The following is a 24,302-nucleotide window of genomic DNA, read 5'->3' as shown; positions in this document are numbered from 1 at the left end:
GGTATCTGCCACGGTGCCAGGTCGGTCCCCGGCGTCCGCTCAGGAGGGGCGAAGACTCGCTTTCCTCCGTTGGCTAGGGTCGGCGTGTGCGCCTGGCCACGTTCAACCTGCTGCACGGCAGGTCTCTCTCCGACGGCGCGGTACACGCCGGTCGAGTCCGCGACGCGATCGCCGATCTCGATGCCGACGTGCTGGGCCTGCAAGAGGTCGACCGGGCCCAGCCGCGCTCGGGCGGCCTCGACCTGACCGCGCTGGCCGCCGAGGCCCTCGGGGCTCCCGCGCACCGGTTCGCCGCCGCGGTGGTCGGTACGCCCGGGAAGACCTGGCAGGCCTGGCACGCCGACGCCGACATCGCCCATCCGCAGTACGGGATCGCCCTGGTCAGCCGTTTTCCGGTGCAGCGCTGGCAGATCACCCAGCTGCCGGGCGCGCCGATCCGCTCGCCGGTGCTCACCGCCGAGGACGGTCTGCTGCTGCTCAAGGATGAGCCGCGGGTGCTGCTGGCGGCGGTGCTGGAGACTCCGCGCGGCCTCATGAGCGTCGGCACCACTCATCTGTCGTTCGTGCCCGGCTGGAACGTGCGGCAGTTGCGGCACGCGGTCCGGGCCATGCGGGCCCTGCCGGCGCCGCGGATCCTGCTCGGCGACCTGAACATGCCGGCCGGGCCGGTGCGGGCGTTCACCGGCTGGCGACCGCTGGCCCGGGTGGCGACGTTCCCGAGCCCGTCGCCGCGCACCCAGCTCGATCATGTCCTGGTCGATCCGCGCGGCCAGGTGGCGCTGGGGCGGGTGGTCCAGGTCCGCACGCCGCACCCGCCCGTCTCCGACCACCGGCCGCTGGTGGTCCGGGTGGACCGTTAAGACCTCTTGGTCGTACGCAGGTAGACGTCCTCCAGACCGTCCTCCGGGTCCCACTGCTCGCCGATCTTGCGGAAGCCGAAGCCCTTGATCGTGGCCCGGGAGCCCAGGTTGTCCGGCCGGATGCTGGCGCGCACCGCCGTGACCCGCGGATCCGCGTCGGCGCGTTCCAGCAGGGCCCGGAGCATCGCCTTGGCGTACCCCTTGCGGCGGTGCTCGGGGTCGACGGAGTAGGCGACCTCGACGATCCCGTCGGCGTCCGGCGGCCCGTGGAACCCGGCGTGGCCGACCACTATCCCTTCCGGGTCGGCGATCGCCGCCCGGGCGATCCAGTCGGCGGCCTCCGGGTTCTGCTCGATGTCCGCAAGGCGGATCCGCCACAGCCAGTTCTCGTCGACCAGGTACCGGCTCAGGGGAGTTTCGACGGCCTGGCTCGCAGCGTCCAGATCGCCATCGATGAGGGCAGAAAGGGCGGTGGGGCAAAGCTTCACGAATCGGATGCCGAGCATCCGGAGATGATCACACATCGTAGTGATCTCTGCCACTGGCTAGTAGTGCACAACTAAGTTGTGCACTACTGTTCTGGCCATGCGGGAGAGCGTGGCACTGGACGAAATGATCTGTTTTCAGCTCTATGCGGCTAGTCGAGCGATGACCGCGATGTATCGTCCACTGCTCGATCCGCACGGCCTGACCTATCCGCAGTACCTGGTTCTCCGGGTGCTCTGGCACGACGGACCGACTACTGTCCGTGATCTCGGACGCACCCTGCGGCTCGACAGTGGCACCCTGTCCCCGCTGCTGAAACGCCTCGAGGCGCAGGGGCACCTGACCCGCGCCCGCGGCGCCGACGACGAGCGCACCGTCCTGGTCAGCCTCACCGGCACCGGCGAGCGGCTGCGCGACGAGATCGGCGACCTCAACCAGGCGCTGCTCTGCTCGGTCAACCTGACCGTCGACGAGCTCGCCCAGCTGCACCAGCTGCTGCTGCGCGCCCGCACCTGAGCGGTATCACCCGTTCGGTGACGCCCAGGCCCGCACGACAAACACCTCCGGACCACCCGTCGGGCGTACCCGTGGCCGACAGCAAGTCCCCCGTGCCGCTCGCACCCGTGGCCGTCGGCGCATGCCTCTGTACTACGTGTCGGTGCTACCCGGTAGCTGCCGGCGGATCCCTCCGTGTCACCCCGTTGGTCGCGCCCGCGACCGACGGCTCATCCCTCGAAAGGGGCACCCCCACATGACCGCTCTCTACACCGCCTCCGCGACCGCGACCGGCGACGGCCGCAATGGCCATGTCCGCTCCAGCGACGGCGTCCTCGACTTCGACCTGGCCATCCCGAAGGAGCTGGGCGGCGCCGGCGGTGCGCTGACCAACCCGGAGCAGCTGTTCGCGGCCGGCTACGCGGCCTGTTTCCACAGCGCCCTCAAGCGGGTCGCCTCCGCGCAGAAGGTCACCCTCACCGACACCGCGATCACCATCGACGTCGGCCTCGTCCAGCTGCCCAGCGGCGGGTTCGGCCTGAACGTCTCCATCGAGGCCGAACTGCCCGGCCTTCCCGAGGAGCAGGCCAAGGCGCTCCTGGAAGCGGCGCACCAGCTCTGCCCCTACTCGAACGCCACCCGCGGCAACGTCGAGGTCAACCTCACCCTCGCCTGACACCCGCACCGTCTCTCACCGCCTCCCGCCTCCGGCGAAGACCACCTTCGCCGGAGGCGGCCGGCCGCCTTGGCATCGACGGCAGTGTCGATACCCAAGACCGCCAGCCTCGCGCGTTCAGCTGGTTTCCGTGGTGGTGATGGCGGCGCGATACCGCCAAGGCGGCCAGCGTTGCTGGTTCGGTTGGCCTTCTTGGTGGTGACGGCGGCCCCAGGGCGGCCGTTCAGCTGGCTTCCGTGGTGGTGATGGCGGTGCGATACCACCAGGGCAGCCAGCGTTGCTGGTTCGGTTGGCTGCCCTGGTGGTGACGGCGGCGCCGAGACCATCTGAGCGGCCAGCCTTGCGCGTTCGGCTGGTCTCCTCGGAATTGTCGACGCGATCTTGGGCACCGCACCGGCGTCGGCACCACCCACGCCGGCACCACCGTCACCGCCATTCGGGACGGCAGCCACGTCACGATCTACACCTCGGACGGCCAACCCATCGGCTACCTGCACGTCGACCCCGACAAGAACTACGTCACCCTCACACCCATGATCAACAACCCGTGACACATCTATCGGGACTTCCCCATGACGTATGTCTCGGGACAGCACAGCTGCTATTTGGGCGTAGGTAGCCGAGATCCGTCGAAGTGAACGAGCTGGCGAACGGATGGGCTCGCCGGGTCGGTGATCCAGTCGACCTTCAAATCCGCCTGGCTCCGAGGTCCGCTGCCGAGGGTTCGTTACGGTGCTGGATTCGTGCGGCATGGTTGTGGGCCTTGGAGCCTTCGCCGGAGGGCGACCTGGCGGCGTTCCTCGTCAGCGGGTCCGGGATTGGAGTGTTCGCTGGAGGGCGACCTGGCGGCGCGCCTCGTCAGCGAGCCCTGGATAGGTCTCCGCGATGACGGCGTAGATGGTGTCGCGGAGCGCGATCGTCGCCTCAGCGCGGCCGATACGCGCATAGAGGCCGTCGAGCGCCGCGTCGTAGACCGTCGTGCAGTGCCGCAGGTAGTTGACCATCCAACGCTGCAGGGTGGCCGTATCGACATCCTCGACGGCGGCAGGCTCCGCACAGTAGCCGGCTTGCTCCTGAACGCGGCGGTTGCGGTGGATGACCGACAGCTCGGCCAGGGCTTCCATCGGGATCCTGGGCACGCGGATGTCGAGGGCGGCGATCTCGGCGAGCAGTGACGCGCGCCGAGCGTCGGCGATCGCCCTGCTGCGGGCGGAACGCTGCACTGCCCTCTCCCGCCAGCGCTGCCACTGCTCCGTCTGTTCGGCCGCGACGACCCGAGCCAGGCTGAACAGCCGCATCGGACCCGCTGAGCGGAAGACCGGGTTCGGCGCGGTGCGGTCGGGCTCGCCGAGGAATCGGCGGATCGCCGCAACCGTCCAGCCCCGCTCGGCCAGCGCGCCGCTGCCGACGCAGTCATCCTGTCGAGAGATGTCATTCAGCAACTGCATGCACGACATCTTGTCATTGAGCAATAGTCGCCCGCAAGACACGACTGCCCGGGGCGCCTCCGGACAGCCGGCCACGACCGGCGTCAGCCAACGTCCGGCATCCCCTGTGTGCCGGTCGTGCCGTGACCGTCGTCAGCCGAGCGAACGCATTCCCGCCCACTGATGCCCGTCGTGCCATGACCCACGTGAGCCCATCCTGCGCATTGCCTGTGTGGTGGTCGTGCCATGACCGACGTGAACCAAGCGTGCGCATTGCCGCACTGACGTCAGTCGTGTTGTGCCATTGGTCGAGTGTTTCGTTCGCGAGAACGGGGTTCTGTCCCGTCAAGAGTGATCGATGTACATCGTGAGCGATCGTTGAGTGAGTGGTCCCGACGTCTGTGTGGGGCGAGCACGCCGGACGATACGAGCAGCGTGCCGGGCATGCCTGCGCCAAGCTGGCTATCGGGCTGACCCGTTCAACTCCAGGCAGGCCGTATACAGGGACTCTTACTGCTGGCCATGGCCGACCAGGCCGGCTTCAGTACGGTGGCATGCCCCGATTGACCTCGCCTGAACGCGAACTAGTCTGATCACCATGACGATCTTCGACGTGACGGCTCCCGCCGGGACTGACCCTTCAATCCAGCTCGGTCCCCGTCCTGGCGTCGCCACCCTGGTAGTGAACGTGGCGTCCAAGTGCGGTCTCACGCCGCAGTACAACGGCCTCGAGCGGCTGCAGGAGCGGTACGCCGGCCGCGGCTTCACCGTCCTGGGCGTCCCGTGCAACCAGTTCGGCGGCCAGGAGCCGGGCACCGCCGACGAGATCGCCGAGTTCTGCTCGACCACCTACGGCGTCACCTTCCCGCTCACCGAGAAGATCGAGGTCAACGGCGACAACCGCCACCCGCTCTACACCGAGCTGGTGGCCGTGCCCGACGCCGAGGGCTACACCGGCGACATCCGCTGGAACTTCGAGAAGTTCCTTGTCGGCCCGGACGGCACGGTCGTGCGCTTCGGCCCGCGGACTGAGCCCGAGGACGCGTCGGTGGTCGCCGCGATCGAGGCCGCCCTCCCGGCCTGACCGGCACGCGAGAGACCGCCTGACCGCCACGTGAGAGTGTCGAGGCGATCTCTCGTCGACGCCGAGCCCACCGCGGGGTCTGGGACCGCTCTGACCGGAGGCAAAAGGCTGTTCCGGCTGGTGCGGACGCCGACCTTGCGGCGAGCCGGACACCGGCCCGACCAGCCAGCCAGTTGCGAACGATGCTGACCTGGATCGGGCGCCCGAACTCGGCGGCATCTGGCGCCGCAACTCGCGTACAAAACCAGCCGAGCGAGCGCAGTGCCTGTGCGCTGGTGTCCGTTGCCAACGAAGCCTGTCCGTGTGCCACTGAACTTCGTCCCCGTGAAAGTTTGTGCCATCGAACTCTGTCCGCCGGCTTGAAGACGATCGGCTGCCACTGCGCCCGGCCTGGCCTGACGTACTGACTTGCACCTGAAGGGCCGCTCGCGAGGGTACTGTCGCTGTGGAGAGGATTCGACGGGACCGCGATCGGTACGCCCAGAAAGATCCGACAATGATGGGCCAGACCACCGAGGAACCACAGCCGTGGACCGCCCCGACCGCCAGCGCGTCGCTCGGCGGCGGCCCGGCCCAGATCTGCCGGGTCTCGCGTGAAAGCGACGGCACGCTTCGGCTGAACCTCTCCGGGTTCGCCATGATCGGTGTCGACGTGGCCTTGCTCTGGACACAGAACGGCGCCGGCTTCAGCATCGTGGGCACGGTGGTGCCCCCGCCTGCCGGTGGCATGCCCGGCGTGTACATGCGGGTGGACATGAGCATGGGTGCCGTCGACCGGCGACGCTTCCGGCGCTCCTCGGTGCAGGTGCCGGTCGTACTGATCCTGCCATCGGGTCAGATGTTTCCGGGCCTGGCGATTGACCTGTCCGTGGGCGGGGCACGCGTCATCGTCGATCTCGACGTCGACGACCTCGGCGAGGAAGCGTTGATCGACATGGTTGACGGGCTGGCCCCCGGCCAGCCGGTCACCCTCGAAATGTTGCTGCCGGACGGCCCCGCGGAAATCAACTGTCAGGTGCACGGCAGCGACGAAGTCGGCGACGTCCGCCTGCTGTTCGTGGACGTGGACGCCGAGACCCGCGCCCGCCTTGACGCCTTTCAGGAGACTCAGTAACTCCGGTGCCCGCCGGTGGCTGATGGCGCCGGAGACGACCGAGCGCAACTTGCTAGAGACCGTTTCGAGTCGATCAGGCCCTGCCAATAGTCACCATGAGCGCAGTGTTAAGGGCAAGCGCGGGCATCTCTGGCGGACAGAGTTCGATGGCAAGAACCTCACCTGGAACATGATTCGATGGCGCGGACAAACTTCGTTGGCAACGGACAGCTGGTCGTGCCGTGCCATGACCGGCGTGCGTCGAACCTGCGTGCCGCCCCGTGCTGACGTCAGTCGTGCTGTGGCATCAGCCGAGCGCGCTGCGCCTGCATGGCCTCGACCTGCTCCGGCGTCATCGCCGCGAGGGCCGCCGAGCGCCGCCGGCCTGTCTCCGCCAGTTCCTCCGGGCTCAGCGAAGCGGCCCATTCCTGTCGTTTCCGCTGCATCTCGGCGATCTGTTCCGGGGTGAGTGGTTGGGACATCGTGTTCATCTCCTCGATCAGCTGAAGGAATTCCGACGTCGACGGCTCGTCCATCCGGCCGAGCGCGTCGAGCACCCCGAGCAGGCGGGCCCGCAGACTCATCCCGCGCCGGATCCGTTCCTCGGTCTCGGTCAGCTGCCGCCGCAGCAACCCGACCGGATCGCCGACGGTCTCGCCGAGCGTGTCGCGGATCTCCGCCAGGCTCAGCCCGAACCCACGCAGCGCCAGAATGACGTGCAGCTTCCGCACGTCCTCACCGGTGTAGCACCGGTGCCCGCCCGCGGTGCGGGCCGACGGCCTGAGCAGCCCGAGCCGGTCGTAGTGGTGCAGCGCCCGAACCGTCACGCGCGTCACTCGTGCCAGCTCCCCGACGCGCCACTCGCGCTGGGACTCGTCCACCGAACCTCCTTTCCGGGTACGCCCAGAACGCTATGACCTTCCCCAGGGGCAGGTTCAAGCCCCGAATTTCTCCGAAGAACGGCCCGCTCCGGCGGCATGGCTTTCCCTAGGGCCCCGGATCTCTCCGAACGACGGGCCGCCCCTCCGCCGCACGGTGACGTGGACTCGAGCTTGTCCGGGCGCCGCCGACCTCCGGAACTCAGAAGTACCGACAGGCATGTGGAAGCCCGGCTGGTCACCAGGAGATGCTTGGCACCTCTGACGACCCAGCAGCGCCGTCCGGCAGGCCAGTCCCGAGCACCTCTGATATCCACCGGGCCTCCGTCAGACGCAGCCCATTGACGCTGCCGTCGACCAGGACGCCGGGGACCGGCCCTCCGAGGCCCACCGCCACCGGGATGTCGCGACCGCCCGGCAAGCTATCCACCGGGTCGAACCTTAGGACCAGCCTGCCGGAAACGATGCGGCCGACCCGCGGCCGAGGACCATGACCAGCCTCGGTCAGCAGCATCGGGGCCACCCTCGGCCACCTACCTTCAACCTAGAATCCTAGGATGCCTTAGAGGCAGTGCGGCAAGCCGCACCCGAACACCACAAAGGACGGCTTCGCCGACCAGCCCACAAGCCCTTTTCCCAGGTACGTACGGTGAGCCCGACCCGTACGGGGACAACAGCCAAACGCGACGGCGTCACGGCACCGGACACCCGTACAGCAAGAGTCTTGACCTTGCCCTTTGGGCAAGCCCCAGCCTGATGCGTGCCGGTCGCTGTGACCGGCACGAGGAGGAAACGTGGAGCTGCTGACGATCGGGGCGTTCGCCCGGGCGACACACCTGACACCGAAGGCGCTGCGCCTGTACGACCAGCTCGGGCTCCTGCCGCCGGCCGCGGTCGACCCCGAGTCCGGTTACCGGCTCTACGACCCGGAGCAGCTGCCGCTGGCCCGGCTGGTCGCCCAGCTACGCCGGCTCGGCATGCCCCTGGCGGAGATCCGCACCGTGTGCGGCCTGGAGCCCGTCGCGGCGGCCGAGGCGATCACCGCGTACTGGCAGCAGGTGACCGCCGACACCGCGGCTCGGGCGCGGCTTGCCGGCCTCCTCGTGGAGCACCTATCAGGAAGGGGCACCACCGTGTCTCAAGCGAATTCCACCCTCTCCGTCCGCTACGCCGCCGGTTGTGACACCGGGATCGTGCGGGACAGCAACGAGGACGCCGCGTACGCCGGGGAGCGGCTGCTGGCCGTCGCCGATGGTATGCGGGGTCCCGGCGGCGCGGCGGCGAGCACGGCCGCCATCGACGCGCTCAAGGCGTTGGAGCTCGCCGATGTGCCGGCCGCCGACCTGCTGAGCATGCTGGCCGGTGCGGTCGCCGACGTGGATCGCACCGTTCGCGCGCTGGCGACGGACGACTGTCAGCCGGTGACCACTCTGACCGCGTTGCTGCGTAGTGGCTCTCGGGTGGCGCTGGTGCACGTCGGTGACACCCGGGCGTATCTGCTGCGGGGTGGCGAGCTGTCTCTGCTCACGCAGGATCACACCTGGGTGCAGACGCAGGTGGATCACGGGAGGCTCGACCGGGACGAGGCCGCCGTGCATCCCGAGCGTGCGCTGCTGGTGCGTGCGCTGGGTGGTGGGCGGCAGGTCGAGGCTGATCTCGCGCTGCGTACCGTCCTGCCCGGTGATCGGTATCTGTTGTGTTCCGACGGGCTGTCCGCGGTCGTCGGCCGGGCCGAGCTGGGGTCGGTGCTGAGTGCCGCCGCCGACCCTGAGGTCGCGGTGCGGGACCTGATCGATCTGGCTCGGGCCGCGGGGGCGCCGGACAACATTGCCTGCGTCGTCGCTGAGCTCGTCGCGGGGTAGGCGACGCTCGTGTGTGCTCCCCGCAACAGCGCGGGGAGCACACACGAGTCCTGCTGGTTCGGGGCGGGGGAGGCCCTTGGCGGACGAGTGGCCCCGGCGGTGGGCCCGTCTTACCTGCCGGAGGGGCGGGTTGCCGATGGGGGAGGGGTTGCCCGGGCCGGGGCGAGGAGGGCGAACGCCACCAGCAGCGCCCCGATGAGGATGTCGGTGCCGATCACCATGGCGCGCTCGGTGCCGGCCGGGGCGAGTAGGGCCCCGGCCGCCACGAGCAGTAGTGCGGCGGCGATCGCGGTGGATTGTGCGGGGCGGACCCAGCGTTTGAGGCGGGCGGCGGACGCGACCGCGATGCCGGCGAGGCCGGCCAGGATCATGGGTACGGCGAGGCTGTCGACGCCGTGGGCCAGGCCGCTGACGCCGGTGGCGGCGAGCAGGCCGAACAGGACGATGGCCGCGATGTGCATGGGGGGCCTCCTAGTGGGCGTACTTCAATCCCACCACGCCACCCACCACCAACAGCAAGCAAAGGATCTTCATTGGCGAAGTGTTTTCGCCGAGCGCGACCATTCCGGTGATCGCGGTGGTGACCGCGCCGATGCCGACCCACACCGCGTAGCCGGTGCCGACCGGGATCGTCCGTAGCGAGTATCCGAGGCCGACCATGCTGAGCACGAGTGCGACGCCGAAGACGGCGGTGGCGAGCGGCCGGGTGAAGCCTGCGCTGCGGTCGAGGGCGACGGCCCAGACGGCTTCCAGTAGGCCGGAGATGACGAGCACGAGCCATGCCATGACGATTCACCCCTGAAGGCGGTCGTCTTGTCAGGCCGGGTACGACGCGCAACTCGTCCGGGGCGCTCGCGGTGCGGCGCCGTTACGTACGGTAGCACCGTCGGCGCGGTGTCGCCGTGACGGATTTCATCGGTGAAGTCCTCAGGTTCGGATGTGCTGACCGGCCGGTGGATGTCGGGTGCGGCGGCATGCCATCATGGCCCGCCTATGGAAACGTCGACTACCTGGCGACCGCCGCTGCTGTGGCGGTTCCTGCTCGCCCTGTCCCGGGTGGTGATTTTCCCGTTCTGCCGGCTGCGGGTGTCGGGGACGGTGCCGGCCGGGCTGCGTGGCGGGCCGGTGATCCTGGCGGCCAATCACGTCAGCCCGTTCGATCCGCTGGTGATGGTGGCCGCGTTTCACAAGGTGGGTATCGCGCCGCGGATCATGATGACGGGTGGTCTGTTCGACGCGCCGGTGGTGGGTGCGGCGATGCGCGCGTGTGAGCACATCCGGGTCGATCGTGGGAAGGCGCAGGTGGCGGATGCGTTGCCGGCGGCGGCGCAGGCGTTGAAGGACGGTTCGATGGTGCTGCTCTATCCGGAGGGCAGGATCGGGCTGGATCCGTGGATGTGGCCGGAGCGGGGCAAGACCGGTGTGGCCCGGATGGCCGCGATGACCGGTGCGCCGGTGTTGCCGGTGGCGCAGTGGGGTGCGCACGCGGTGTTGCCGTATGAGGCGCCGAAGAACATCGTCGGTGCGTTGTTGCGGGCGTTGGTGCGGCGTCCGGTGGTTCAGGTGGGTTTCGGCGTGCCGGTGGATCTTTCGGCGGTGTCCGGGACGCCGGGTGCGCAGGCGATGCGCGCCACCCGGTTGATCATGGATGGGATCGATGTGACGCTGGCACCGTTGCGGGCCGGTGAGATGGAGACCCCGAGGTTCGTGGACCGGTCCCGGCCTGTGGACATGTCCCGGGTGCGGCCGCGGTCCTGAGGCTGTCGGCCGATTTTTGTCGGACTCGGGTGGCAGGATCACCGGCATGGTCAAGGGACGGATTCTGGCGGAGAGTCTGCGTCCCGGTGCCGCGCTGGCGGTGCCGGGTCTCGAGCTGACCCGGGTGTCGCGGGTCAACGTCGCGGCGCCGGCCGCGGGCCAGCCGTCGGTCTGGACGTTGCTGGATGTCGCTGCCCCGGTGGAGCGCGTGGAGGAGTTGGCGGCCGCTCTCAGTGCCGCTCTCGCCGCCGACGGTGGGTGGTATGCGGATCTTCGGTCCGGTGCCGAGCACGTCGTGGTCTATGCCGGTCGCATATTTCGGTACGAGGTGGGTGACGCCGCCGGTCGTGAGGAGGCGGTGGCGTACGGTCGCTCGGTCGGTGTTCCGCAGTCGCAGCTGGATTGGGGCCCTTGAGTGCGACCTTCAACATCCTAGGACGGCTCAGAGGCAGTGCGGCAAGCCGCACCAGATCCAAAAAGGCCGGCTTCGCCGACGACCCAGAAGAACCTTGGATTCCGGATGTGGGGGATATGACGTACACCCATCGACTCGCCGGCCCGGATGATCTGCCCCGGCTGGAGTCGCTGATCGGCACGGCGATCGGGGAACTGCAGAAGGGTTTCCTGAACGACGACCAGATCGCCGCCAGCCGGGCGATCATGGGCCTGGACACCGCGTTGATCAGTGACGGTACGTACTTCGTGGTCGAGGCCGAGGGCCGGTTCGCCGGATGCGGTGGCTGGAGCCGCCGGGCCACGCTGTACGGCGGTGATCACTCCGCGGGCCGTGACGCGGCCCTGCTGGATCCGGCGACGGACCCGGCGAAGGTCCGGGCGATGTACACCCACCCGGATTTCGCCCGTCGTGGTGTCGGCCGGCTGATCCTGGAGCTTAGCGAGGCGGCCGCCGCTGCCGAGGGTTTCACCACGCTCGAGCTGATGGCGACGCTGTCGGGGGAGCCGCTCTACCGCGCGGCCGGGTTCGTCCCCGTCGAGCAGGTGAGTGACGCCGGCGGTGGGGTCCCGGTTCCGCTGGTCCGCATGCGGAAGGCGATCGCCGCCGGGTGAGCGGTAAATCGGTTTTCGGTTGGGGACGGTGGTGATAGGTTGCCCCGGTGGAAATGATCTTGGAGTTCCCCGACCTGCTGCGTCTGATCGACGAGCGGTCCGTCGCCTTCCGGGCCGCGATCGCCACCGCGCCCAGCCTGGATGTGCGGGTTCCGACGTGTCCCGAGTGGACGCTGTTCGATCTGGCGCAGCACCTGGGCGTCGGGCGCTACTCCTGGGCTGCCACGGTCGCGGCGGGTCCCGACGCGACGGCCAAGGTCACGCCGGCGGATGCTCCGCCTGTTCCGGCGGAGCGCGAGGCCCTGCTGGCCTGGCTGGCCGCGTCGACTCAGGCCCTGCTGGACGCGTTGCGGGAGGCCGGTCCGGATCGTGGTTGCTGGACGTGGTGGGGTCCGTCGCAGTCGCCGCAGACCGTCGGTGCCGTGGCCCGGCACCAGCTGCAGGAGATCGCGGTGCACACCTACGACGCGCAGCTCACCGTGGGCGACGCGCAGCCGCTGCCGGCGGAGGTCGCCGTCGACGGTGTCGAGGACTTCCAGTTCACCTGCTGTGCGAATACGGCTGCTTGGCCGCACGAGCCGGCTGTCGTCGATTATCACGCGAGCGAGGGGCGTTCCTGGCGTCTTTGGCTCTCCGGTGACGGTGCACAGGTCGCCCGTCTGGCCGCACCTGTTGATGGTGAGCCGGCCGATGTCGCTGCCTGGGGTACGGCCAGTGAGCTGGTTCTGTGGTTCTACGGCCGTTTTCCGACGGAGTCCCTGAAGGTCGAGGGGGACGCGGGCATCTTCGACCAGCTCATCGCCTGGGATCCGAGCGCTTAGCCGGAGGTGTGACAGCGGTCGGTGCGCCGTCCGCCCGCTGTCGCTGTCCGTCGAGGGCGCGGACCTCGCGTACGGCCGCGGCGATGGCCCGGAAGTCCTAGCGCAGGATGGTGCCGTGGTTGCTGGGGACCTTCGCGCTGATTTTGATGTTCGGGTTGCGTTCGACGACCTGGTCGAGGCTGGCGCGGATGCGTTCCTGTTCGTCGCCTCTGCTGCCGAACGATGATCCGGAGGCGTTGACGTACCGTGTCGGTGCGGTGATGTCGTCCAGGACCGGGCCCAGTTCGCGTGCGCGGGCGATCATGCCGGCCTCGATACGGTGTCGACGTCTCGGACGTTCGTCTCGAACGAGTAGTCGGCCGAGCGTTTCGATCTGCCGCGGGCCCGCATGTCGTAGGTGATGTGCCGCCATCCGGTTCCGAGTTCGGTGTTGACGTGCCGGCGAGGCCCGCGTTCACTCCTCGCCGAAAATCAGTGCCGAGTCGTTGAGCGCTGTGACAGCGTCGGTGAATGATCAACGCTGAGGTCCTGGTCGGCAGACGTCTGCTGAAGGTGACGACATCGTGGCACCACTATCGGGAGACCGAGCCGTCTCTCCTGCACATGTGGCTGCACATGGACGGCCTCGGCCCCGTCCGGTTCCACACGCCGAACGACGGATTGTCCATGGAGATCGACCAGCCTCACGGGCCCTACGACATGGACGAATACGGCCACACCACGGTCGAGGACGATCTGCCCGACTTCCCCATGGCCCGGTTCGTCAGCCGGCGGATCGTCTCCACACGGGAGATCCGCTACCGCAGCGAGAACATCGACTTCGCCATCGGCATCACGCTGCGGTTCACGAGCGGAAGCATCCGCGTCCTCAACCTCGCGGACGAAATCGTCCTGGCCTACGACCAGCACCTGGGCCCGGTCGAGCCCCATCTTCATGAGGCGATGAGACCCGCACACCCGGACGCCTCACCGTGAGTTCGAGACGAACCCACGGATCGATCCCACCGAGCACGTCATCCGATCCTCGGGTTCCCGCTGAAGTCCCTTCAATTTCCGCGAACCCCTCGACGACGAGCCGATGACGGGCGCGGTAGGCGTCGACGGGAGAACTCCGCCGCGGTGTCGATGCCGGTCATTCGGGCTCCGTCGTCTCCAGGAACGTCTCCACGGACTCCCGGACCGACTCGTCCTGGTCTTCGATGAGCGCCGCCACGGCCTCCCGCAGCTGCCCGATGATCGCCCCGCACTCGGCGAGGCCGGGGTCGTCGAACACGTCGCCGTACTCGATCGGCCTGGCCGCGACGATCTCCAGCCAGTCGATCAGTTCAGCCCGCAGCGGGCGGCCCTGGAACCGCGTTGCCGTCCGCGGGTCACTCAGGCTCGCAGCCACGAACAGCGCAGCCGGCGCCGTCGCCGGATACACCGACTCCTGGTGGGTCAGCAGGTTGCCCAGGTCCCACCATGCCTCGGCGATCCGGTCCTCGTCCTCGCTGAGCAGCGCCCGCAGCCGATCCGGTATGTCCTCGGCCGAGCCATACGCGTGGCCGAGCTCCGCCCAGTTCGTACCGGTGAGAACGGCATCCATGTCGATCATGTGATCGAATCTTAGGCCAGTACGATTCGTTCGATGTTCCTCAAGGGCCGGCACCGGCCGGCGTGAGGGCGGCGCCGTCGATGTCATCACGCCTGGGCCGGCGGCACCCATTGGTCGCCGATCAGGCTGTGCAGCACGCTGACGATGACGCCGATCAGGAGCGACAGCAGGATGCCGGCCAGCAGGCCGAGCCATCCGCGGTCGCGTCGTTGGCCGCCGTCGGCCCGCCGGGCCGGACGGGCGGTGCGTGACCATGGACGATCCCGGAACAGCCAGAACACCAGGCCCAGGCCGTACGGGACGGTCGTGGTCAGCCAGAACCAGTACCAGCGGGTGCCGAGCACGGGTGCTGGGCCGGCGATCAGGACCGCGAGGGTCACCAGGGCGGCGACGACGCCGGCGCCGGCGACCCACGGGTTGCGGGTGCCGACGGTCCCGGCCCGGTCCTGCAGCCCGGCGGCTGTCAGGTCCTGGGCGATACCGGCCGCGCCGGTCCCGGAGTAGCTCTTCTCCTCCACGGCACCGGTGAGGGGTCACTTCGCCGAAGTCCTTGGTGTCGGCCCAGTGCATGCGGCCGTCGCTGGTGCGCCACGCGAAGATCGGGCCCTGGGTGTCCGTCGACCGCAGGGTCGCGCCGCCGAACCACGGGCGCGCGTCGTTGGAGTCCCAGGAGTCGCCCCACTGGTACACGGTCAGGCGCTTCTCGGCTATCGCCGCTCTCGCGTCGTCGTAGGTGGCCTGCCGGGGCGCCGACCACCAGGTCACTGCCGCTGCGGCCAGCCACGCGGTCAGCAGGGCCGCGCGCAGCACATTCCACCACCGGCCCGGTCTCTCCGGAAGTTCGGGCGGGTCCACAGTCATGATCACATCGTGTCAGCTTGATCATGACTGTGGACCAAGTCGGATCATGGTGCAGCGAAGGCAGAGGCCGGGGCATTCCTCGTGGGACCGGGCATCCCCGGTGGCTTGACGGCAGGTTTTAGCGTGAAAGCCATCGACTGTGATCAACACTTCGCTGGAGTGCTGATGCCTTTGTCTGCCGGAGGGGGCGCTCGGGCCCCGGGCCTACGGACGTTCGTCCAGGCCATCCTCGCGATCGCCGTTGTCCTCGGCGTGATCAGCTGCGTCCTCGGCTTCGTCCGGAGCGTGCGGGATGTCGAACGCTTCGAGGCCGAGGTCGGGGACTGCGTGGCCGGGGAGACGGAAGCGGACGTACGCATTGTCGCGTGCGAGGATCCGGCGGCCCGCAGGCGGGTGGTGGACAGCGCGACGAGGCCGAGCCCGGTAACCGACGACATCCTCAACGAGGTCTGTTCCGGCGCTCCGCTGGCTGATGACGTCTTCTGGAAGACGCTTCAGGACGGCACGGTGCTGATCCTGTGCCTGGAGAGCTTGAAACCCTGACCGCGGCCCGCTAGAGGCCGAGTTGGATCGGCTGGTCCGGTGGTCCCGTTGTGAGGAGCGCTGTCAAGGGTGTTGTGAGGTCGCGGGGTGAGAACAGTTCAGGTCCCGTGTGGCCGGCGATCTCCGTCAGGCGCCACCACCGGAACGCGACCAGGTTCTCCTGTGCGAGTTGGTCGTCTGTCAGCTCGCCGCGGGGCTGGAAGTGGTTCGCGCGGATGAGGAAGTAGTCGTTGATGATGCCGTCGAAGCCGGGAGCGTGGCCGGCGGCCACGACTTGCTGGTGCCAGACGTGCGGCGGGTCGGCGGTGATCGCCAGACCGGTCTCCTCACGCAGCTCACGGCGCAGAGCCGCCAGCCGGTCCTCGCCGGGTTCGATGCCGCCGCCCGGGGCGGCCCAGACGGCCATCGCCTGCTCTGGCACCACCGGGTGGGGGAACTCGAACCGGCAGAGCAGGATGCGGTCGGCCTCGTCGAGGATGATCGCGCGGACGGAGTGGCGCAGGTTCGGCGTCATGGCCTGCCGGACGTGGTGGCGGAGCGCAGAACGGTCGGCACCGCCGCAGACTATCAACGGCCTGCTGTGCTCGGCCGAGGACGGACCTGTTTCAGTCGTATCAGTCCGGCACGGGTCGCTTCGAAGTGGCATCTGTCGAGATAGAAGTGTTCGAGGTGTGGTTCGAAGTCGACGTGCAGCCATTCGCATCCGGCGGCACGGGCTTCTTTGGCCGCGGCTTCGACCAGTGCGGCGCCGATGCCGCGATGCTGCTTTTCGGGATCGACCGCTGTGTCGAGCAGGAAGGCGTGGCTGCCGCCGTCCCAGCAGACCTGGACGAACCCGATGAGCCGGTCGGCTTCGAAGGCGCCGATCCAGGTGAGCGCGTGTCTTGTCAGACGTTGTGACCAGGGTTGAACGTCGGAGGGGTCCCCGTTGAAGGCCCGGGTGTGCAGGGCGCTGAGCTGGCGGTCGTTGACGGTGAAGCGGGGCACGAGCTCGATCGTCATTCGGTCACGCTAGACCCGGAAGAGCCGCTCATGGCCGTACGCCCAAAGGGGTCTTCCGGCCGCGAAGCGGCGCCTGCCGGGTTCAGGCTGTTTCGCGGGTGAGTTCGAGGACGGGGATCGTGCGGATCCCGGCGGTCTTCTCCGCGTATTCGGCGAAGCCGGGGTAGTGGCCGGCCTGCTCGTCGTATCGGCGGTCGCGTTCGTCGCCGGTCAGTTCCCGCACCCGGACCGGGTAGCTCTGCGTGCCGCGTTCGACGGCGGCGTGGCCGGCCGTGACGAGGTTGTGGTACCAGTCGGGGTGCTGCGGCGCGCCGGCCTTGGACGCGAAGACGTAGATGACGTCGTCGTCGGACTCGTGGGGCAGGTACATCATCGGGCTGACCAGTTCGCGTCCGGTTCTGCGGCCGCGGTGGTGCACCAGCACCATGGGCGCGCCGGCGAAGGGCCCGCCGACGCGGCCGTCGTTGGCCCGGAATTCGTCGATGATCTGCGTGTTCCAGTCGCTCATCGTGAATACGCTATCTCTCGTACGCGGTAGAAGCCGGACTTATGCCCACGAGCAGGTGTCCGCGGTGGTGATCCGGCCCGGCTGTTCGACCGTCGCGAAGACCCCGAAGGTGAGGTCGTGGTGTTCGGCGACGGCTTTGAGCAGGTCGTCGCGTTGGCCGGCCCGGTCCTGCGCCATGTCGATCATGGTGCAGCGGGTGAGCCGGCGGACCGGCCGCAGGACGACGTCGGGGCCGACCCGTAACGGGCGGTCCAGCCAGTCGTCCTCGGGGAAGCCGCTGCCGGGTACGTCGATCAGCAGGTTGGCGCGAAACCGCAGCGGGTCGACGCCGGCGCCGCCGGGTTCGCCGCCGGTGAGTTCGGTCAGCCGGCGCAGGGCGGCCGTGGTGATGAGGCTGACCGGGCCCTCGTCATGGTGCGGGACGTCCTGTTCCGGGGTCAGGGTCACCGCCCGGGCGAGCAGTTCGCCGACCGCTCGGTGCCCGGCCGGGTCGTCGGCGGCGAAGCGGGCGCCGCCGGGCAACTCCACGATCGGGGCCGGTCGTGCCGCGTACGCCCGAAGCTGGAACAGGCCCGGCATGCGCCGGAACCGGCGGGTGTTCTTGCCGCTGCCGAATTTGCCGTCCGGATCGCGTACGGCCCACAGGCGGTCGCCGGCGAGCCCTCGCTCGTCCACTTCGGCGGCCGGGACCACCTCCCCGAGCATCGACTTGACCGGGTACCGGCGGATCTCGGTGATCTTCACGGGTCGACGGTAGGGGATCAGGGGCGGGCCGGGCCAGGCGTGCGGGCGCCGGCCAGGAGCGCGACACCGACGCAGCTCGCCCAGACGGAGAAGGGGAACGCCGCGACGCGCTCCATGGCGCCTACGCCGAGGCCCAGGCCCTGCTGGGCGAAGAAGAGCACCGAGCCGGCCAGGGCGATCAGCCCCGCGGACAGGGTGAGGACGCGGTAGCGGCCGAGTGTGGTGGTGCGGGGCGCGAGCCCGGCGATCGGTAGCCCGAGGTTGCCTACCACCAGGATCAGGACGGCGCCGAGGACGTGCAGGTTCTCGTCGACGTCGGCGGGGTAGGCGCCGGCGAGGGCGTATCCGAGGACGGCGAGCAGCAGCAGGGACTGGGCCAGCCGGACCACGACGCCGTGGCCGAGGGCTCGCCAGGTCAGGACCAGTCCGGCGGCCAGTAGCGCCGCGGTGGCCAGGATCGCGGTGTTCATCAGTGGGTGCCAGGGCGAGCAGACGTTCCGGGGCCGAGTGGTGTCCCAGATCCCGCAGTGGACGTTGCCGAGGTCGCTGATGTTGTGGGTGGCCCAGCTGAAGGCGGGGTTGTGCCATCGCAGAGCGGTGAGCACATTGGCGGCGAGGAACAGGGGCGCGGCCAGGATCCAGCAGGACGCGCCGATGCGGGCGAGGCGGGACGGGTTCATGCCGACGAGGAGATCATCCGGGTCGTCGGCGGCGCACTACCCGCAGGTGGCCGATGCCGGGTAGGGCAAGGTATACCCCAGCCCCGACTGTCTGGAGTCTCGCCTGTGACCTCTTTCGCCGACCTCCGTGCGGTGCTGCGGTCGAAGCCGGTGAGGACGAGGTCGCCCCACGGGGCCGCTAGGCCTGCAGGGCGGCTTTGACCAGGGCGAGGGCGGTGTCGGGTGGGATGCCCAGGGCGCGCGTCGTCTGGACGTACGTGTTGGCGGCGTTCTGGGCCCGCAGGGACGTGCCGGTCGCGCGAGCGGTGATCACTGTTCCGGCCCGGCCGCGGGTCTCGACCAGGCCGGCCTGTTCGAGTTCCTTGTAGGCGCGGGCGACGGTGTTGGCGGCCAGGCCGAGGTCGGTGGCGAGTTGGCGGACCGGGGGGAGTCTGGTGCCGGCGGCCAGGGTGCCGTCGGCGGCGAGCGCGGCGATGCGCAGCCGGACCTGTTCGTAGGGGGCGACGGGTGAGTCGTGGTCGACGGTGATGTCCATCAGATGAGTTTCGGGGGTGTGTTGCCGGCGGCGACGATGGCCCGCCGGATCGGAACCAGGGCGAGCAGAACGCCGCCGAGCAGGAAGAACACGACGAGCGAGACGATGCCGAGGCGGTAGCTGTTGGTGAGCTGGAAGATCAGGCCGAAGAAGAGGGGGCCGAGCCAGCTGGTGCCCTTGTCGCTGATCTCGTAGAAGCCGTAGTACTCGCCTTCGCGGCCTTCGGGGATCAGCTGGGAGAACAGGCTTCGGCTCAGGGCTTGGCTGCCGCCCATGACCAGGCCGATGCCGGCGCCCAGGAGCATGAACGGTACGGGCGCTTCGGCGGGTAGCCAGAACGCGGCGACGACGACGCCGAGCCAGAGGGTGAGGCTGACCAGGATGGTGTTGCGGGCGCCGATGCGGTTGGCGAGGGCGCCCAGCAGCAGGGCGCCGCCGAAGGCGAGGAACTGCACGATCAGGATGGTGATGATCAGGGTGGATTGTTCGAGTTTGAGTTCTTCGGTGCCGAATTGGCTGGCCAGGGAGATGACGGTCTGGATGCCGTCGTTGTAGATCAGGTAGGCGCCGAGGAAGGCGAGCGTCAGCGGGTACGCCCGCATGGCCTTGAGGGTGTGGCGTAGTTGCCGGAATCCGTCGGTGACGACGTTGCCGCGTTCGGCGGTGCTGTCGGTACCAGGGTGTTCGCGTAGCCACAGCAGGGGCAGCAGGGTGAAGGCGGCCCACCAGACGCCGGCGGACACGATCGACCAGCGGGCCAGGTCGAGGGTCCGTTGTGGGTTGTCGTCCTGGCTGAGCAGGGTGACGGCGGCGAGGTTGAGCAGCAGCAGGACGCCGCCGCCGAGGTAGCCGATGGCCCAGCCGCGGCTGGAGACGCGGTCGCGGTCGTCGGGGCCGCTCAGCTGGGGCAGGAACGAGTTGTAGACGACGACGGACGCGCCGAACGCGATGTTGGCGACGAGGAACAGGGCGCCGCCGAGCAGGTAGCGGTCGCCGGTGACGAAGGCCATCGCGACGGTGGCGCCGGCGCCGAGGAAGGCGGCGGCGGCGAGCAGGGGCTTCTTGCGGGGGGCGCGGTCGGCCACGGCGCCCATCACCGGCAGGACGAAGACGGTGAGCAGCACCGACAGCGACACCAGGTACGGGAAGTAGGAGCCGGCGGCGATGGTGAGCCCGAGCGGGTGCACCGACGCGTGGCACTCGTCGGCGTCGATGGCGCAGCCGGCGGCCTGTTCGGTGACGGTGGTCAGGAACGGTCCGAGGAAGACCGTGATCACCGTGGTGGAGAACGCCGAGTTGGCCCAGTCGTACATGTACCAGCCGGTGCGTTCGCGCTTGCCGGCGGGAACGGGTGTCGGTGTGCCGGTGACGGCCATCGTGTGTGCTCCAGTTGTGGGTCGGTGCGCGCACATGATGCCATCCGCGGGGCGTTCAGGCGAGATCCAGGTCACTGTTCATCTGGTGTCCACCAACGGGCGAGGGCGGCGACGGCCGGGTCGTCGGAGGCGGTCAGGACGGTCCACGGGTCGACGCCGTCGGGGACCTCGACGCCGGCGTAGGCGGCCAGGTCGTGCGGGTCGACGGTTTCGACGGGCGGGTCGTAGGGGTCGGCGCTGCCGAGGGTGGCCGAGTCGACCCACGGGAACCCGTCGACGGGTTCGGGCAGGTCGCCGATCTCCAGGGTGGGCGGGAAGTCGTCGGCGTCCGGCAGGCTCTCGTGGGCCTGAGGCAGGTCGTCCAGGCCGGTGCCGTCGTCGTCGTGTTCGGCGAGCGGGGTGTCGTGGTGCTCGAAGTCGTCGTGGCCGTCCAGGTCCGGGGTGTGCAGTTCGTGGGTGTCGGGCAGGTCGTGCGGGTCGCCGAAGTCGGGCAGGCCGTCGTCGTCGTGGTGGTCGAATCCGCCCCAGTGGTCGCTCATTTTCTTACCTTTCGTCGTCGAGGGGGGCCGGGGTCAGGGCGCGTGCCCGTAGCAGGGCCTCGTCGGCCTGCCGTACCCGTACCCGTACGGAGTCGAGTTCCTGCTGTGCCGCGGCGCGGCGTCGGGCGCGGCCGGCGGTGTCCTCCGCGGCGGCCGCGTCGATGTCGGCGATCTGGGCGTCGAGGTCGCGCAGTCGCCGCTGGGTGGCGTCGTCGAGGGCGACCGAGAGGGCGTACTGCAGGTCGGTGAAGCGGACCGTGATCTCGTCGGCGAGGGCGGCGCGGGCTTCGGTGAGGACGTCGCGCAGCCAGCCGCGGGCGTGCTGGCGGTCGGTGTGCACGCGGCGGCGGTAGAGGACGTAGCCGCCGGCGGCGAGGCCGAGTCCGATGCCGGCGACCGGGATGAGCAGGCCGCCGGCGGCGCCGAGCACGGACATGCCGAGGGCGGCGCCGCGGCCGGCCATGAACGCGATGCCGCCGGCGGAGAGGGCGATCAGCAGGTTGTCGCCGGAGCCGTCGCGCGGCGGGGTCGCGGCCAGGGCGTGCCGCAGGGTGGCGTTGAGCTTGCCGAGGACCGCGTCACGTTCGGTGTCGTCGAAGGCTTTCGCCAGGACCGCCTCGGCGACCTGGGCGAACGTGGTCTCCAGGCGTTCGGACAGGTCGGCGGCAACGGCCTGCAGGTGGGTGTCGACGTCGTCGGGCAGTTTGGTGAGCTGGTCGCCGCGCATCTTGTCGACGCGGGCGCTGAGGTCCTGCTGGAGGTCGGCGACGCGGCTGCGCAGCGCGCCGACGGTCTCGACGCGGGCGCGCTGGACCTCGGCGCTGAGCAGCAGCGCCCATTGGCGTGATTCGGTGCGTTTGCTCGCGGCGAGTTCGGCGCGGTCGGCGCGCAGCTGGGCCTGGCGGGCCGGGTCGGCGGTCGCGGCCTGCACCTTGGCCTCGGCCTGGGTCTGCAGGCGGCCGAGTTCGCCGCGGGCGGCGCGCAGCACGTTGGCCAGTTGCAGCTGGTGGCCGCGGCCGGCGAGTTCGATCAGGGCGTGTTGCAGGTCGGGGATCTTGGAGGCGTCGGCCAGGGCGGTCTGGCGGGCGCCGTCGGCCGCGAGGGCCAGTTCGGCCAGGCGGGCGGAGACGGGGAACCAGGGGGCTGCGGCGAAGCGGGGCGCGTGGGCCCGCAGCAGGTCGCGGTTGTCGTCGGCGATGCGCCGCCACTGCGGATAGGCGTCGATCTTGGTGAGGGCGAAGACGACGGCGTCGACGCGTTCGGCGGCCTGGGCGAGGAACTGCAGTTCGGGCTGGGACAGGGGGGCGGAGGCGTCGGCGACGAAGAGCAGGGCGGTGCCGCGGCGGACGGCGTCGAGGGCGACGGTGGCGTGCACCGGGTCGAGGCCGCCGGCGCCGGGGGTGTCGAGCAGGCTCAGGTACTGCAGCAGGGGTGCGGGGTGGGTGACCTCGATGCGGCGGGCGCGGCGTTTGCCGGTGGCCCAGTCGGCCAGGTCGTCGACGGGAACCGGTTCGCCGCCCTCGGGCAGCCAGGCGCGGGCGCTGAACGCGGGGCCGGGGACGAAGCCGAGGTAGGCGGCGGTCGTGACGGCCGCGTCGACCGGGGACAGGCCGGGGACGCCGAGCAGGGCGTTGACCAGGGAGCTCTTGCCGCGTTTGGTTTCGCCGACGACGACCACGCCGGGGCGGGTCAGGTGCACGCGGCGTAGTTCGGTCAGGTCGGCGGCGGCGTCCATGTCGGTGGTGCGCAGGAACGCGATCGCGTCGCGGACGGCGGTGTCCATGAGGGCGGTCAGGTCGCGCATTGACGTACCTCCTGGGCGAGCAGCTGGAAGCCGCGGTGGGCGATGTGGGCGATGCGGGCCTGGGCGGGGCCGGCGCCGTCGACGGCGTAGGCGCGCCAGCGGCCGGCGGCGGCGATCGCGGCGGTGGTGATCTCGTGGTCGGCGGCGTGCGGCAGGTTGAGGATGAAGCGGGGGTCGTCGGAGGTGGCCAGGCGGATCAGTTCGCTCTCGCGGTCGGCGGGCAGTCGTACGGCGCCGGTCGCGGCGCGCTGGGCGGCGTCGAGCAGGCGCAGCCGGTGGTAGGCGGGGTCGCGCAGCACGTGTTCGAGGGCGTCGCGTACGCGGGTGCGCAGGCGTGGGTCGCCGGTGTGCCCGGCGATGCGTTCCAGGCGGGTCAGCGCCCAGCCGGCCTTGATCGCGTCGGAGCGCCAGCCGAACGACTGCTCGAGGGTGTGCCGCAGCCGGGGCAGGCCGGACGCGGCGAGCAGGCGGCGGGCCAGTTCGCCGGTGCCCAGGCGGGGCTCGGCGGCCAGGTTCGCGCAGGCGAAGCCGATGCCGTACAGGTCGAGGCGGGTCAGGAGCCGTTCGCGGCGCTCCGGGTCGATCGGGGCGGGCAGGGACCGGAACAGGTCCGCGGAGGTGAGCAGCAGTTGCAGGTCGTCGGCGGGCAGGCCGGCGAGCTGGGCGAGGGCGTCGCGGTCGGCGTCGGTGAGCCGGCCGGCGCCGGCGGTCTCGGCGATCAGGCCGGCCAGGGGTACGACGTCGCCGACGGTGCGGCGCAGCAGGGCGGCCTGCGCAGTGGCCAGGGGGACGGCGACCGGCCACGGGTCGTCGGCGCCGCCGGCCAGGGTGTCGATCCGGCCGAGGACGGCCAGGGCGTTGATCGGGCTGGTGGCCAGGCGGGCCGACGCGTCGTGGAACGCGTCCAGGGCGCGGACGTCGTCGGCGCGGACCGCCTGGGTGAACACGTAGATGACGGCTTCGGCGGCGGCGATCTCGCCGGCCGAGTCGGCGTCGATGTCGTCGTCGAACGGGGCGTCGCCGACGACCCGCTGGGCGCGGTCGCTGGACGCGGTGTCGGTCGAGGACAGTCCGGGGGTGTCGACGACGGTGAGGGTCCGCAGCCGGTCGTCGGTGAGGGTGACGTCGAGGTAGGCGATCTGCGCGGCGGGGGTGCCCAGTCGGGCGGGGACCATGCCGTCGTCGTCCAGGGGCAGGCTGCGGTGGCGGCCGTCGCGGGTGACGACGTCGACGCGGTCGGCGGGCCCGTAGCGGAAGCGGGTGACGACTCTGGTGCACTCGCCGGCGGCGGTAGGGGCGACCCGCCTACCGATAAGGGCGTTTACTAGTGTCGACTTTCCGGCTTTCAGGCGCCCGGCGATCGCGACCCGTAACGGTTCGTGTAGGCGGTTGCCGATCTGTCGTACCTGGCCACCAGCATCGGAGTCGAATTCCGTGACAATATCGTGACACAGTGTAGCCAGGCGGCTACTCAGCGGGCCGGTCACCGCGACTCGTCAGCTGAGCACACCGTCAGCGACAATATGCAGAAGGCGGCAGTCGGCGTCACGAAACGGGGCCCTTTCTCGCTGGGGACACAGGTTTCCTCACCTGTCCGCAGCACAGCCT

The 24,302-nt window shown here is 69.8% G+C and carries 30 protein-coding genes and 1 riboswitch; of the genes, 12 read left to right on the top strand and 18 right to left on the bottom strand.

The window, feature by feature from the left end; genetic code table 11:
* Positions 1–86: 86 nt before the first annotated feature.
* The gene (locus tag CHC09_RS25175) at positions 87–860 is read left to right on the top strand and encodes an endonuclease/exonuclease/phosphatase family protein (protein ID WP_089295661.1); all 774 of its coding nucleotides are present in this window, start codon (positions 87–89) and stop codon (positions 858–860) included.
* Here the strand turns inward: CHC09_RS25175 and CHC09_RS25170 are convergent.
* Complete coding sequence (locus CHC09_RS25170; RefSeq protein WP_089295660.1) at positions 857–1,366, bottom strand: GNAT family N-acetyltransferase; 510 nt, start codon at positions 1,364–1,366, stop codon at positions 857–859. The two genes, CHC09_RS25175 and CHC09_RS25170, sit on opposite strands and share 4 nt — an antisense overlap.
* A 79-nt stretch (positions 1,367–1,445) precedes the next feature.
* On the opposite strand from CHC09_RS25170, the gene CHC09_RS25165 reads away from it, so the two are divergent.
* Positions 1,446–1,862 carry a MarR family winged helix-turn-helix transcriptional regulator gene (locus CHC09_RS25165; RefSeq protein WP_089295659.1) on the top strand — a complete coding sequence of 139 codons (417 nt, stop codon included), beginning with the start codon at positions 1,446–1,448 and terminating at the stop codon, positions 1,860–1,862.
* Positions 1,863–2,097: 235 nt separating this feature from the next.
* Positions 2,098–2,517, top strand: a complete 420-nt coding sequence (locus CHC09_RS25160; RefSeq protein WP_089295658.1) for an organic hydroperoxide resistance protein — start codon at positions 2,098–2,100, stop codon at positions 2,515–2,517.
* A gap of 803 nt (positions 2,518–3,320) precedes the next feature.
* Here the strand turns inward: CHC09_RS25160 and CHC09_RS25155 are convergent.
* The gene (locus CHC09_RS25155; protein ID WP_089295657.1) at positions 3,321–3,974 is read right to left on the bottom strand and encodes a hypothetical protein; all 654 of its coding nucleotides are present in this window, start codon (positions 3,972–3,974) and stop codon (positions 3,321–3,323) included.
* A gap of 568 nt (positions 3,975–4,542) precedes the next feature.
* Between CHC09_RS25155 and CHC09_RS25150 the strand changes: the two genes are divergently transcribed.
* Together CHC09_RS25150 and CHC09_RS25145 are read left to right on the top strand one after the other, a co-directional pair.
* Positions 4,543–5,028, top strand: coding sequence for a glutathione peroxidase (locus tag CHC09_RS25150; protein WP_089295656.1), 486 nt, complete (start codon positions 4,543–4,545; stop codon positions 5,026–5,028).
* A 496-nt stretch (positions 5,029–5,524) separates the two neighbouring features.
* Positions 5,525–6,142 carry a PilZ domain-containing protein gene (locus CHC09_RS25145; RefSeq protein ID WP_239138509.1) on the top strand — a complete coding sequence of 206 codons (618 nt, stop codon included), beginning with the start codon at positions 5,525–5,527 and terminating at the stop codon, positions 6,140–6,142.
* Between the two features lie 269 nt (positions 6,143–6,411).
* Here CHC09_RS25145 and CHC09_RS25140 read toward each other — a convergent pair whose 3' ends face one another.
* Positions 6,412–7,002, bottom strand: a complete 591-nt coding sequence (locus tag CHC09_RS25140; protein ID WP_089295654.1) for a MerR family transcriptional regulator — start codon at positions 7,000–7,002, stop codon at positions 6,412–6,414.
* Positions 7,003–7,793: 791 nt separating this feature from the next.
* On the opposite strand from CHC09_RS25140, the gene CHC09_RS25130 reads away from it, so the two are divergent.
* Positions 7,794–8,861 (top strand): MerR family transcriptional regulator, encoded by a 1,068-nt coding sequence (locus CHC09_RS25130; protein WP_089295652.1) that lies wholly within the window; start codon positions 7,794–7,796, stop codon positions 8,859–8,861.
* A 110-nt stretch (positions 8,862–8,971) separates the two neighbouring features.
* Here CHC09_RS25130 and CHC09_RS25125 read toward each other — a convergent pair whose 3' ends face one another.
* Both CHC09_RS25125 and CHC09_RS25120 read right to left on the bottom strand, forming a co-directional pair.
* A complete protein-coding gene (locus CHC09_RS25125; protein ID WP_089295651.1) occupies positions 8,972–9,322 on the bottom strand; it encodes a hypothetical protein in 351 nt (116 codons plus the stop codon).
* A gap of 10 nt (positions 9,323–9,332) precedes the next feature.
* Positions 9,333–9,647, bottom strand: coding sequence for a DMT family transporter (locus CHC09_RS25120; protein ID WP_089295650.1), 315 nt, complete (start codon positions 9,645–9,647; stop codon positions 9,333–9,335).
* 15 nt (positions 9,648–9,662) lie between these two features.
* A riboswitch (guanidine-III (ykkC-III) riboswitch) is annotated at positions 9,663–9,728 on the bottom strand.
* 126 nt (positions 9,729–9,854) lie between these two features.
* Between CHC09_RS25120 and CHC09_RS25115 the strand changes: the two genes are divergently transcribed.
* From CHC09_RS25115 to CHC09_RS25100, 4 genes are all read left to right on the top strand, one after another.
* A complete protein-coding gene (locus tag CHC09_RS25115) occupies positions 9,855–10,619 on the top strand; it encodes a lysophospholipid acyltransferase family protein (RefSeq protein WP_089295649.1) in 765 nt (254 codons plus the stop codon).
* Between the two features lie 46 nt (positions 10,620–10,665).
* On the top strand, positions 10,666–11,034 hold the full coding sequence (locus tag CHC09_RS25110) for a hypothetical protein (protein ID WP_089295648.1): 369 nt from the start codon (positions 10,666–10,668) through the stop codon (positions 11,032–11,034).
* Between the two features lie 116 nt (positions 11,035–11,150).
* Positions 11,151–11,687 carry a GNAT family N-acetyltransferase gene (locus tag CHC09_RS25105; RefSeq protein WP_089295647.1) on the top strand — a complete coding sequence of 179 codons (537 nt, stop codon included), beginning with the start codon at positions 11,151–11,153 and terminating at the stop codon, positions 11,685–11,687.
* Positions 11,688–11,740: 53 nt separating this feature from the next.
* Positions 11,741–12,508 carry a maleylpyruvate isomerase family mycothiol-dependent enzyme gene (locus tag CHC09_RS25100; protein WP_089295646.1) on the top strand — a complete coding sequence of 256 codons (768 nt, stop codon included), beginning with the start codon at positions 11,741–11,743 and terminating at the stop codon, positions 12,506–12,508.
* A gap of 97 nt (positions 12,509–12,605) precedes the next feature.
* On the opposite strand, the gene CHC09_RS47150 is transcribed toward CHC09_RS25100, so the two are convergent.
* Positions 12,606–12,812: a hypothetical protein gene (locus CHC09_RS47150; protein ID WP_203833208.1), complete on the bottom strand. Its 207-nt coding sequence runs from the start codon at positions 12,810–12,812 to the stop codon at positions 12,606–12,608.
* A gap of 206 nt (positions 12,813–13,018) precedes the next feature.
* Here CHC09_RS47150 and CHC09_RS25090 point away from each other — a divergent pair, with 206 nt between their 5' ends.
* Entirely contained in the window at positions 13,019–13,483 is a 465-nt protein-coding gene (locus tag CHC09_RS25090; protein WP_089295645.1) for a hypothetical protein, read from the top strand.
* Between the two features lie 157 nt (positions 13,484–13,640).
* Here CHC09_RS25090 and CHC09_RS25085 read toward each other — a convergent pair whose 3' ends face one another.
* Both CHC09_RS25085 and CHC09_RS47840 read right to left on the bottom strand, forming a co-directional pair.
* Positions 13,641–14,102, bottom strand: a complete 462-nt coding sequence (locus CHC09_RS25085; RefSeq protein ID WP_089295644.1) for a hypothetical protein — start codon at positions 14,100–14,102, stop codon at positions 13,641–13,643.
* Positions 14,103–14,188: 86 nt separating this feature from the next.
* Positions 14,189–14,620: a hypothetical protein gene (locus tag CHC09_RS47840; protein WP_239138510.1), complete on the bottom strand. Its 432-nt coding sequence runs from the start codon at positions 14,618–14,620 to the stop codon at positions 14,189–14,191.
* 508 nt (positions 14,621–15,128) lie between these two features.
* Here CHC09_RS47840 and CHC09_RS25075 point away from each other — a divergent pair.
* Positions 15,129–15,506, top strand: coding sequence for an LppU/SCO3897 family protein (locus tag CHC09_RS25075; RefSeq protein ID WP_143232529.1), 378 nt, complete (start codon positions 15,129–15,131; stop codon positions 15,504–15,506).
* A 10-nt stretch (positions 15,507–15,516) separates the two neighbouring features.
* On the opposite strand, the gene CHC09_RS25070 is transcribed toward CHC09_RS25075, so the two are convergent.
* From CHC09_RS25070 to CHC09_RS25025, 10 genes are all read right to left on the bottom strand, one after another.
* On the bottom strand, positions 15,517–16,020 hold the full coding sequence (locus CHC09_RS25070; protein ID WP_089295642.1) for an NUDIX domain-containing protein: 504 nt from the start codon (positions 16,018–16,020) through the stop codon (positions 15,517–15,519).
* 53 nt (positions 16,021–16,073) lie between these two features.
* Positions 16,074–16,508 (bottom strand): GNAT family N-acetyltransferase, encoded by a 435-nt coding sequence (locus CHC09_RS25065; protein ID WP_089295641.1) that lies wholly within the window; start codon positions 16,506–16,508, stop codon positions 16,074–16,076.
* Positions 16,509–16,590: 82 nt separating this feature from the next.
* A complete protein-coding gene (locus CHC09_RS25060) occupies positions 16,591–17,016 on the bottom strand; it encodes a nitroreductase family deazaflavin-dependent oxidoreductase (RefSeq protein ID WP_089295640.1) in 426 nt (141 codons plus the stop codon).
* 39 nt (positions 17,017–17,055) lie between these two features.
* Positions 17,056–17,760: an MOSC domain-containing protein gene (locus CHC09_RS25055; protein WP_089295639.1), complete on the bottom strand. Its 705-nt coding sequence runs from the start codon at positions 17,758–17,760 to the stop codon at positions 17,056–17,058.
* Positions 17,761–17,777: 17 nt separating this feature from the next.
* Entirely contained in the window at positions 17,778–18,440 is a 663-nt protein-coding gene (locus CHC09_RS25050; RefSeq protein WP_089295638.1) for a DUF998 domain-containing protein, read from the bottom strand.
* A gap of 178 nt (positions 18,441–18,618) precedes the next feature.
* Positions 18,619–18,975 (bottom strand): GntR family transcriptional regulator, encoded by a 357-nt coding sequence (locus CHC09_RS25045; protein WP_089295637.1) that lies wholly within the window; start codon positions 18,973–18,975, stop codon positions 18,619–18,621.
* Positions 18,975–20,351 (bottom strand): MFS transporter, encoded by a 1,377-nt coding sequence (locus CHC09_RS25040; RefSeq protein ID WP_089295636.1) that lies wholly within the window; start codon positions 20,349–20,351, stop codon positions 18,975–18,977. Before CHC09_RS25040 ends, CHC09_RS25045 begins: the two co-directional genes overlap by 1 nt.
* A 71-nt stretch (positions 20,352–20,422) precedes the next feature.
* Entirely contained in the window at positions 20,423–20,890 is a 468-nt protein-coding gene (locus tag CHC09_RS25035; protein WP_089295635.1) for a hypothetical protein, read from the bottom strand.
* Positions 20,891–20,894: 4 nt separating this feature from the next.
* Positions 20,895–22,694, bottom strand: a complete 1,800-nt coding sequence (locus CHC09_RS25030) for a dynamin family protein (RefSeq protein WP_089295634.1) — start codon at positions 22,692–22,694, stop codon at positions 20,895–20,897.
* A complete protein-coding gene (locus CHC09_RS25025) occupies positions 22,682–24,181 on the bottom strand; it encodes a dynamin family protein (RefSeq protein WP_089295633.1) in 1,500 nt (499 codons plus the stop codon). Before CHC09_RS25025 ends, CHC09_RS25030 begins: the two co-directional genes overlap by 13 nt.
* Positions 24,182–24,302 lie beyond the last annotated feature (121 nt).

This window comes from Actinoplanes regularis, assembly GCF_900188005.1.
Classification (GTDB): domain Bacteria; phylum Actinomycetota; class Actinomycetes; order Mycobacteriales; family Micromonosporaceae; genus Actinoplanes; species Actinoplanes regularis.
Note: the sequence above shows the minus strand (reverse complement) of the source record. Positions and strands in the feature narration are given on the sequence as shown.

What these genes read in the sequence shown, in the direction of transcription:
- CHC09_RS25170 (WP_089295660.1), bottom strand. Translation starts at nt 1,366, where the DNA reads ATGCTCGGCATCCGATTCGTGAAGCTTTGCCCCACCGCCCTTTCTGCC.
- CHC09_RS25165 (WP_089295659.1), top strand. Translation starts at nt 1,446, where the DNA reads ATGCGGGAGAGCGTGGCACTGGACGAAATGATCTGTTTTCAGCTCTAT.
- CHC09_RS25160 (WP_089295658.1), top strand. Translation starts at nt 2,098, where the DNA reads ATGACCGCTCTCTACACCGCCTCCGCGACCGCGACCGGCGACGGCCGC.
- CHC09_RS25155 (WP_089295657.1), bottom strand. Translation starts at nt 3,974, where the DNA reads ATGTCGTGCATGCAGTTGCTGAATGACATCTCTCGACAGGATGACTGC.
- CHC09_RS25150 (WP_089295656.1), top strand. Translation starts at nt 4,543, where the DNA reads ATGACGATCTTCGACGTGACGGCTCCCGCCGGGACTGACCCTTCAATC.
- CHC09_RS25145 (WP_239138509.1), top strand. Translation starts at nt 5,525, where the DNA reads ATGATGGGCCAGACCACCGAGGAACCACAGCCGTGGACCGCCCCGACC.
- CHC09_RS25125 (WP_089295651.1), bottom strand. Translation starts at nt 9,322, where the DNA reads ATGCACATCGCGGCCATCGTCCTGTTCGGCCTGCTCGCCGCCACCGGC.
- CHC09_RS25120 (WP_089295650.1), bottom strand. Translation starts at nt 9,647, where the DNA reads ATGGCATGGCTCGTGCTCGTCATCTCCGGCCTACTGGAAGCCGTCTGG.
- CHC09_RS25115 (WP_089295649.1), top strand. Translation starts at nt 9,855, where the DNA reads ATGGAAACGTCGACTACCTGGCGACCGCCGCTGCTGTGGCGGTTCCTG.
- CHC09_RS25110 (WP_089295648.1), top strand. Translation starts at nt 10,666, where the DNA reads ATGGTCAAGGGACGGATTCTGGCGGAGAGTCTGCGTCCCGGTGCCGCG.
- CHC09_RS25105 (WP_089295647.1), top strand. Translation starts at nt 11,151, where the DNA reads ATGACGTACACCCATCGACTCGCCGGCCCGGATGATCTGCCCCGGCTG.
- CHC09_RS25100 (WP_089295646.1), top strand. Translation starts at nt 11,741, where the DNA reads ATGATCTTGGAGTTCCCCGACCTGCTGCGTCTGATCGACGAGCGGTCC.
- CHC09_RS47150 (WP_203833208.1), bottom strand. Translation starts at nt 12,812, where the DNA reads ATGATCGCCCGCGCACGCGAACTGGGCCCGGTCCTGGACGACATCACC.
- CHC09_RS25090 (WP_089295645.1), top strand. Translation starts at nt 13,019, where the DNA reads ATGATCAACGCTGAGGTCCTGGTCGGCAGACGTCTGCTGAAGGTGACG.
- CHC09_RS25085 (WP_089295644.1), bottom strand. Translation starts at nt 14,102, where the DNA reads ATGATCGACATGGATGCCGTTCTCACCGGTACGAACTGGGCGGAGCTC.
- CHC09_RS25075 (WP_143232529.1), top strand. Translation starts at nt 15,129, where the DNA reads ATGCCTTTGTCTGCCGGAGGGGGCGCTCGGGCCCCGGGCCTACGGACG.
- CHC09_RS25070 (WP_089295642.1), bottom strand. Translation starts at nt 16,020, where the DNA reads ATGACGCCGAACCTGCGCCACTCCGTCCGCGCGATCATCCTCGACGAG.
- CHC09_RS25065 (WP_089295641.1), bottom strand. Translation starts at nt 16,508, where the DNA reads ATGACGATCGAGCTCGTGCCCCGCTTCACCGTCAACGACCGCCAGCTC.
- CHC09_RS25060 (WP_089295640.1), bottom strand. Translation starts at nt 17,016, where the DNA reads ATGAGCGACTGGAACACGCAGATCATCGACGAATTCCGGGCCAACGAC.
- CHC09_RS25050 (WP_089295638.1), bottom strand. Translation starts at nt 18,440, where the DNA reads ATGAACCCGTCCCGCCTCGCCCGCATCGGCGCGTCCTGCTGGATCCTG.
- CHC09_RS25045 (WP_089295637.1), bottom strand. Translation starts at nt 18,975, where the DNA reads ATGGACATCACCGTCGACCACGACTCACCCGTCGCCCCCTACGAACAG.
- CHC09_RS25040 (WP_089295636.1), bottom strand. Translation starts at nt 20,351, where the DNA reads ATGGCCGTCACCGGCACACCGACACCCGTTCCCGCCGGCAAGCGCGAA.
- CHC09_RS25035 (WP_089295635.1), bottom strand. Translation starts at nt 20,890, where the DNA reads ATGAGCGACCACTGGGGCGGATTCGACCACCACGACGACGACGGCCTG.
- CHC09_RS25030 (WP_089295634.1), bottom strand. Translation starts at nt 22,694, where the DNA reads ATGCGCGACCTGACCGCCCTCATGGACACCGCCGTCCGCGACGCGATC.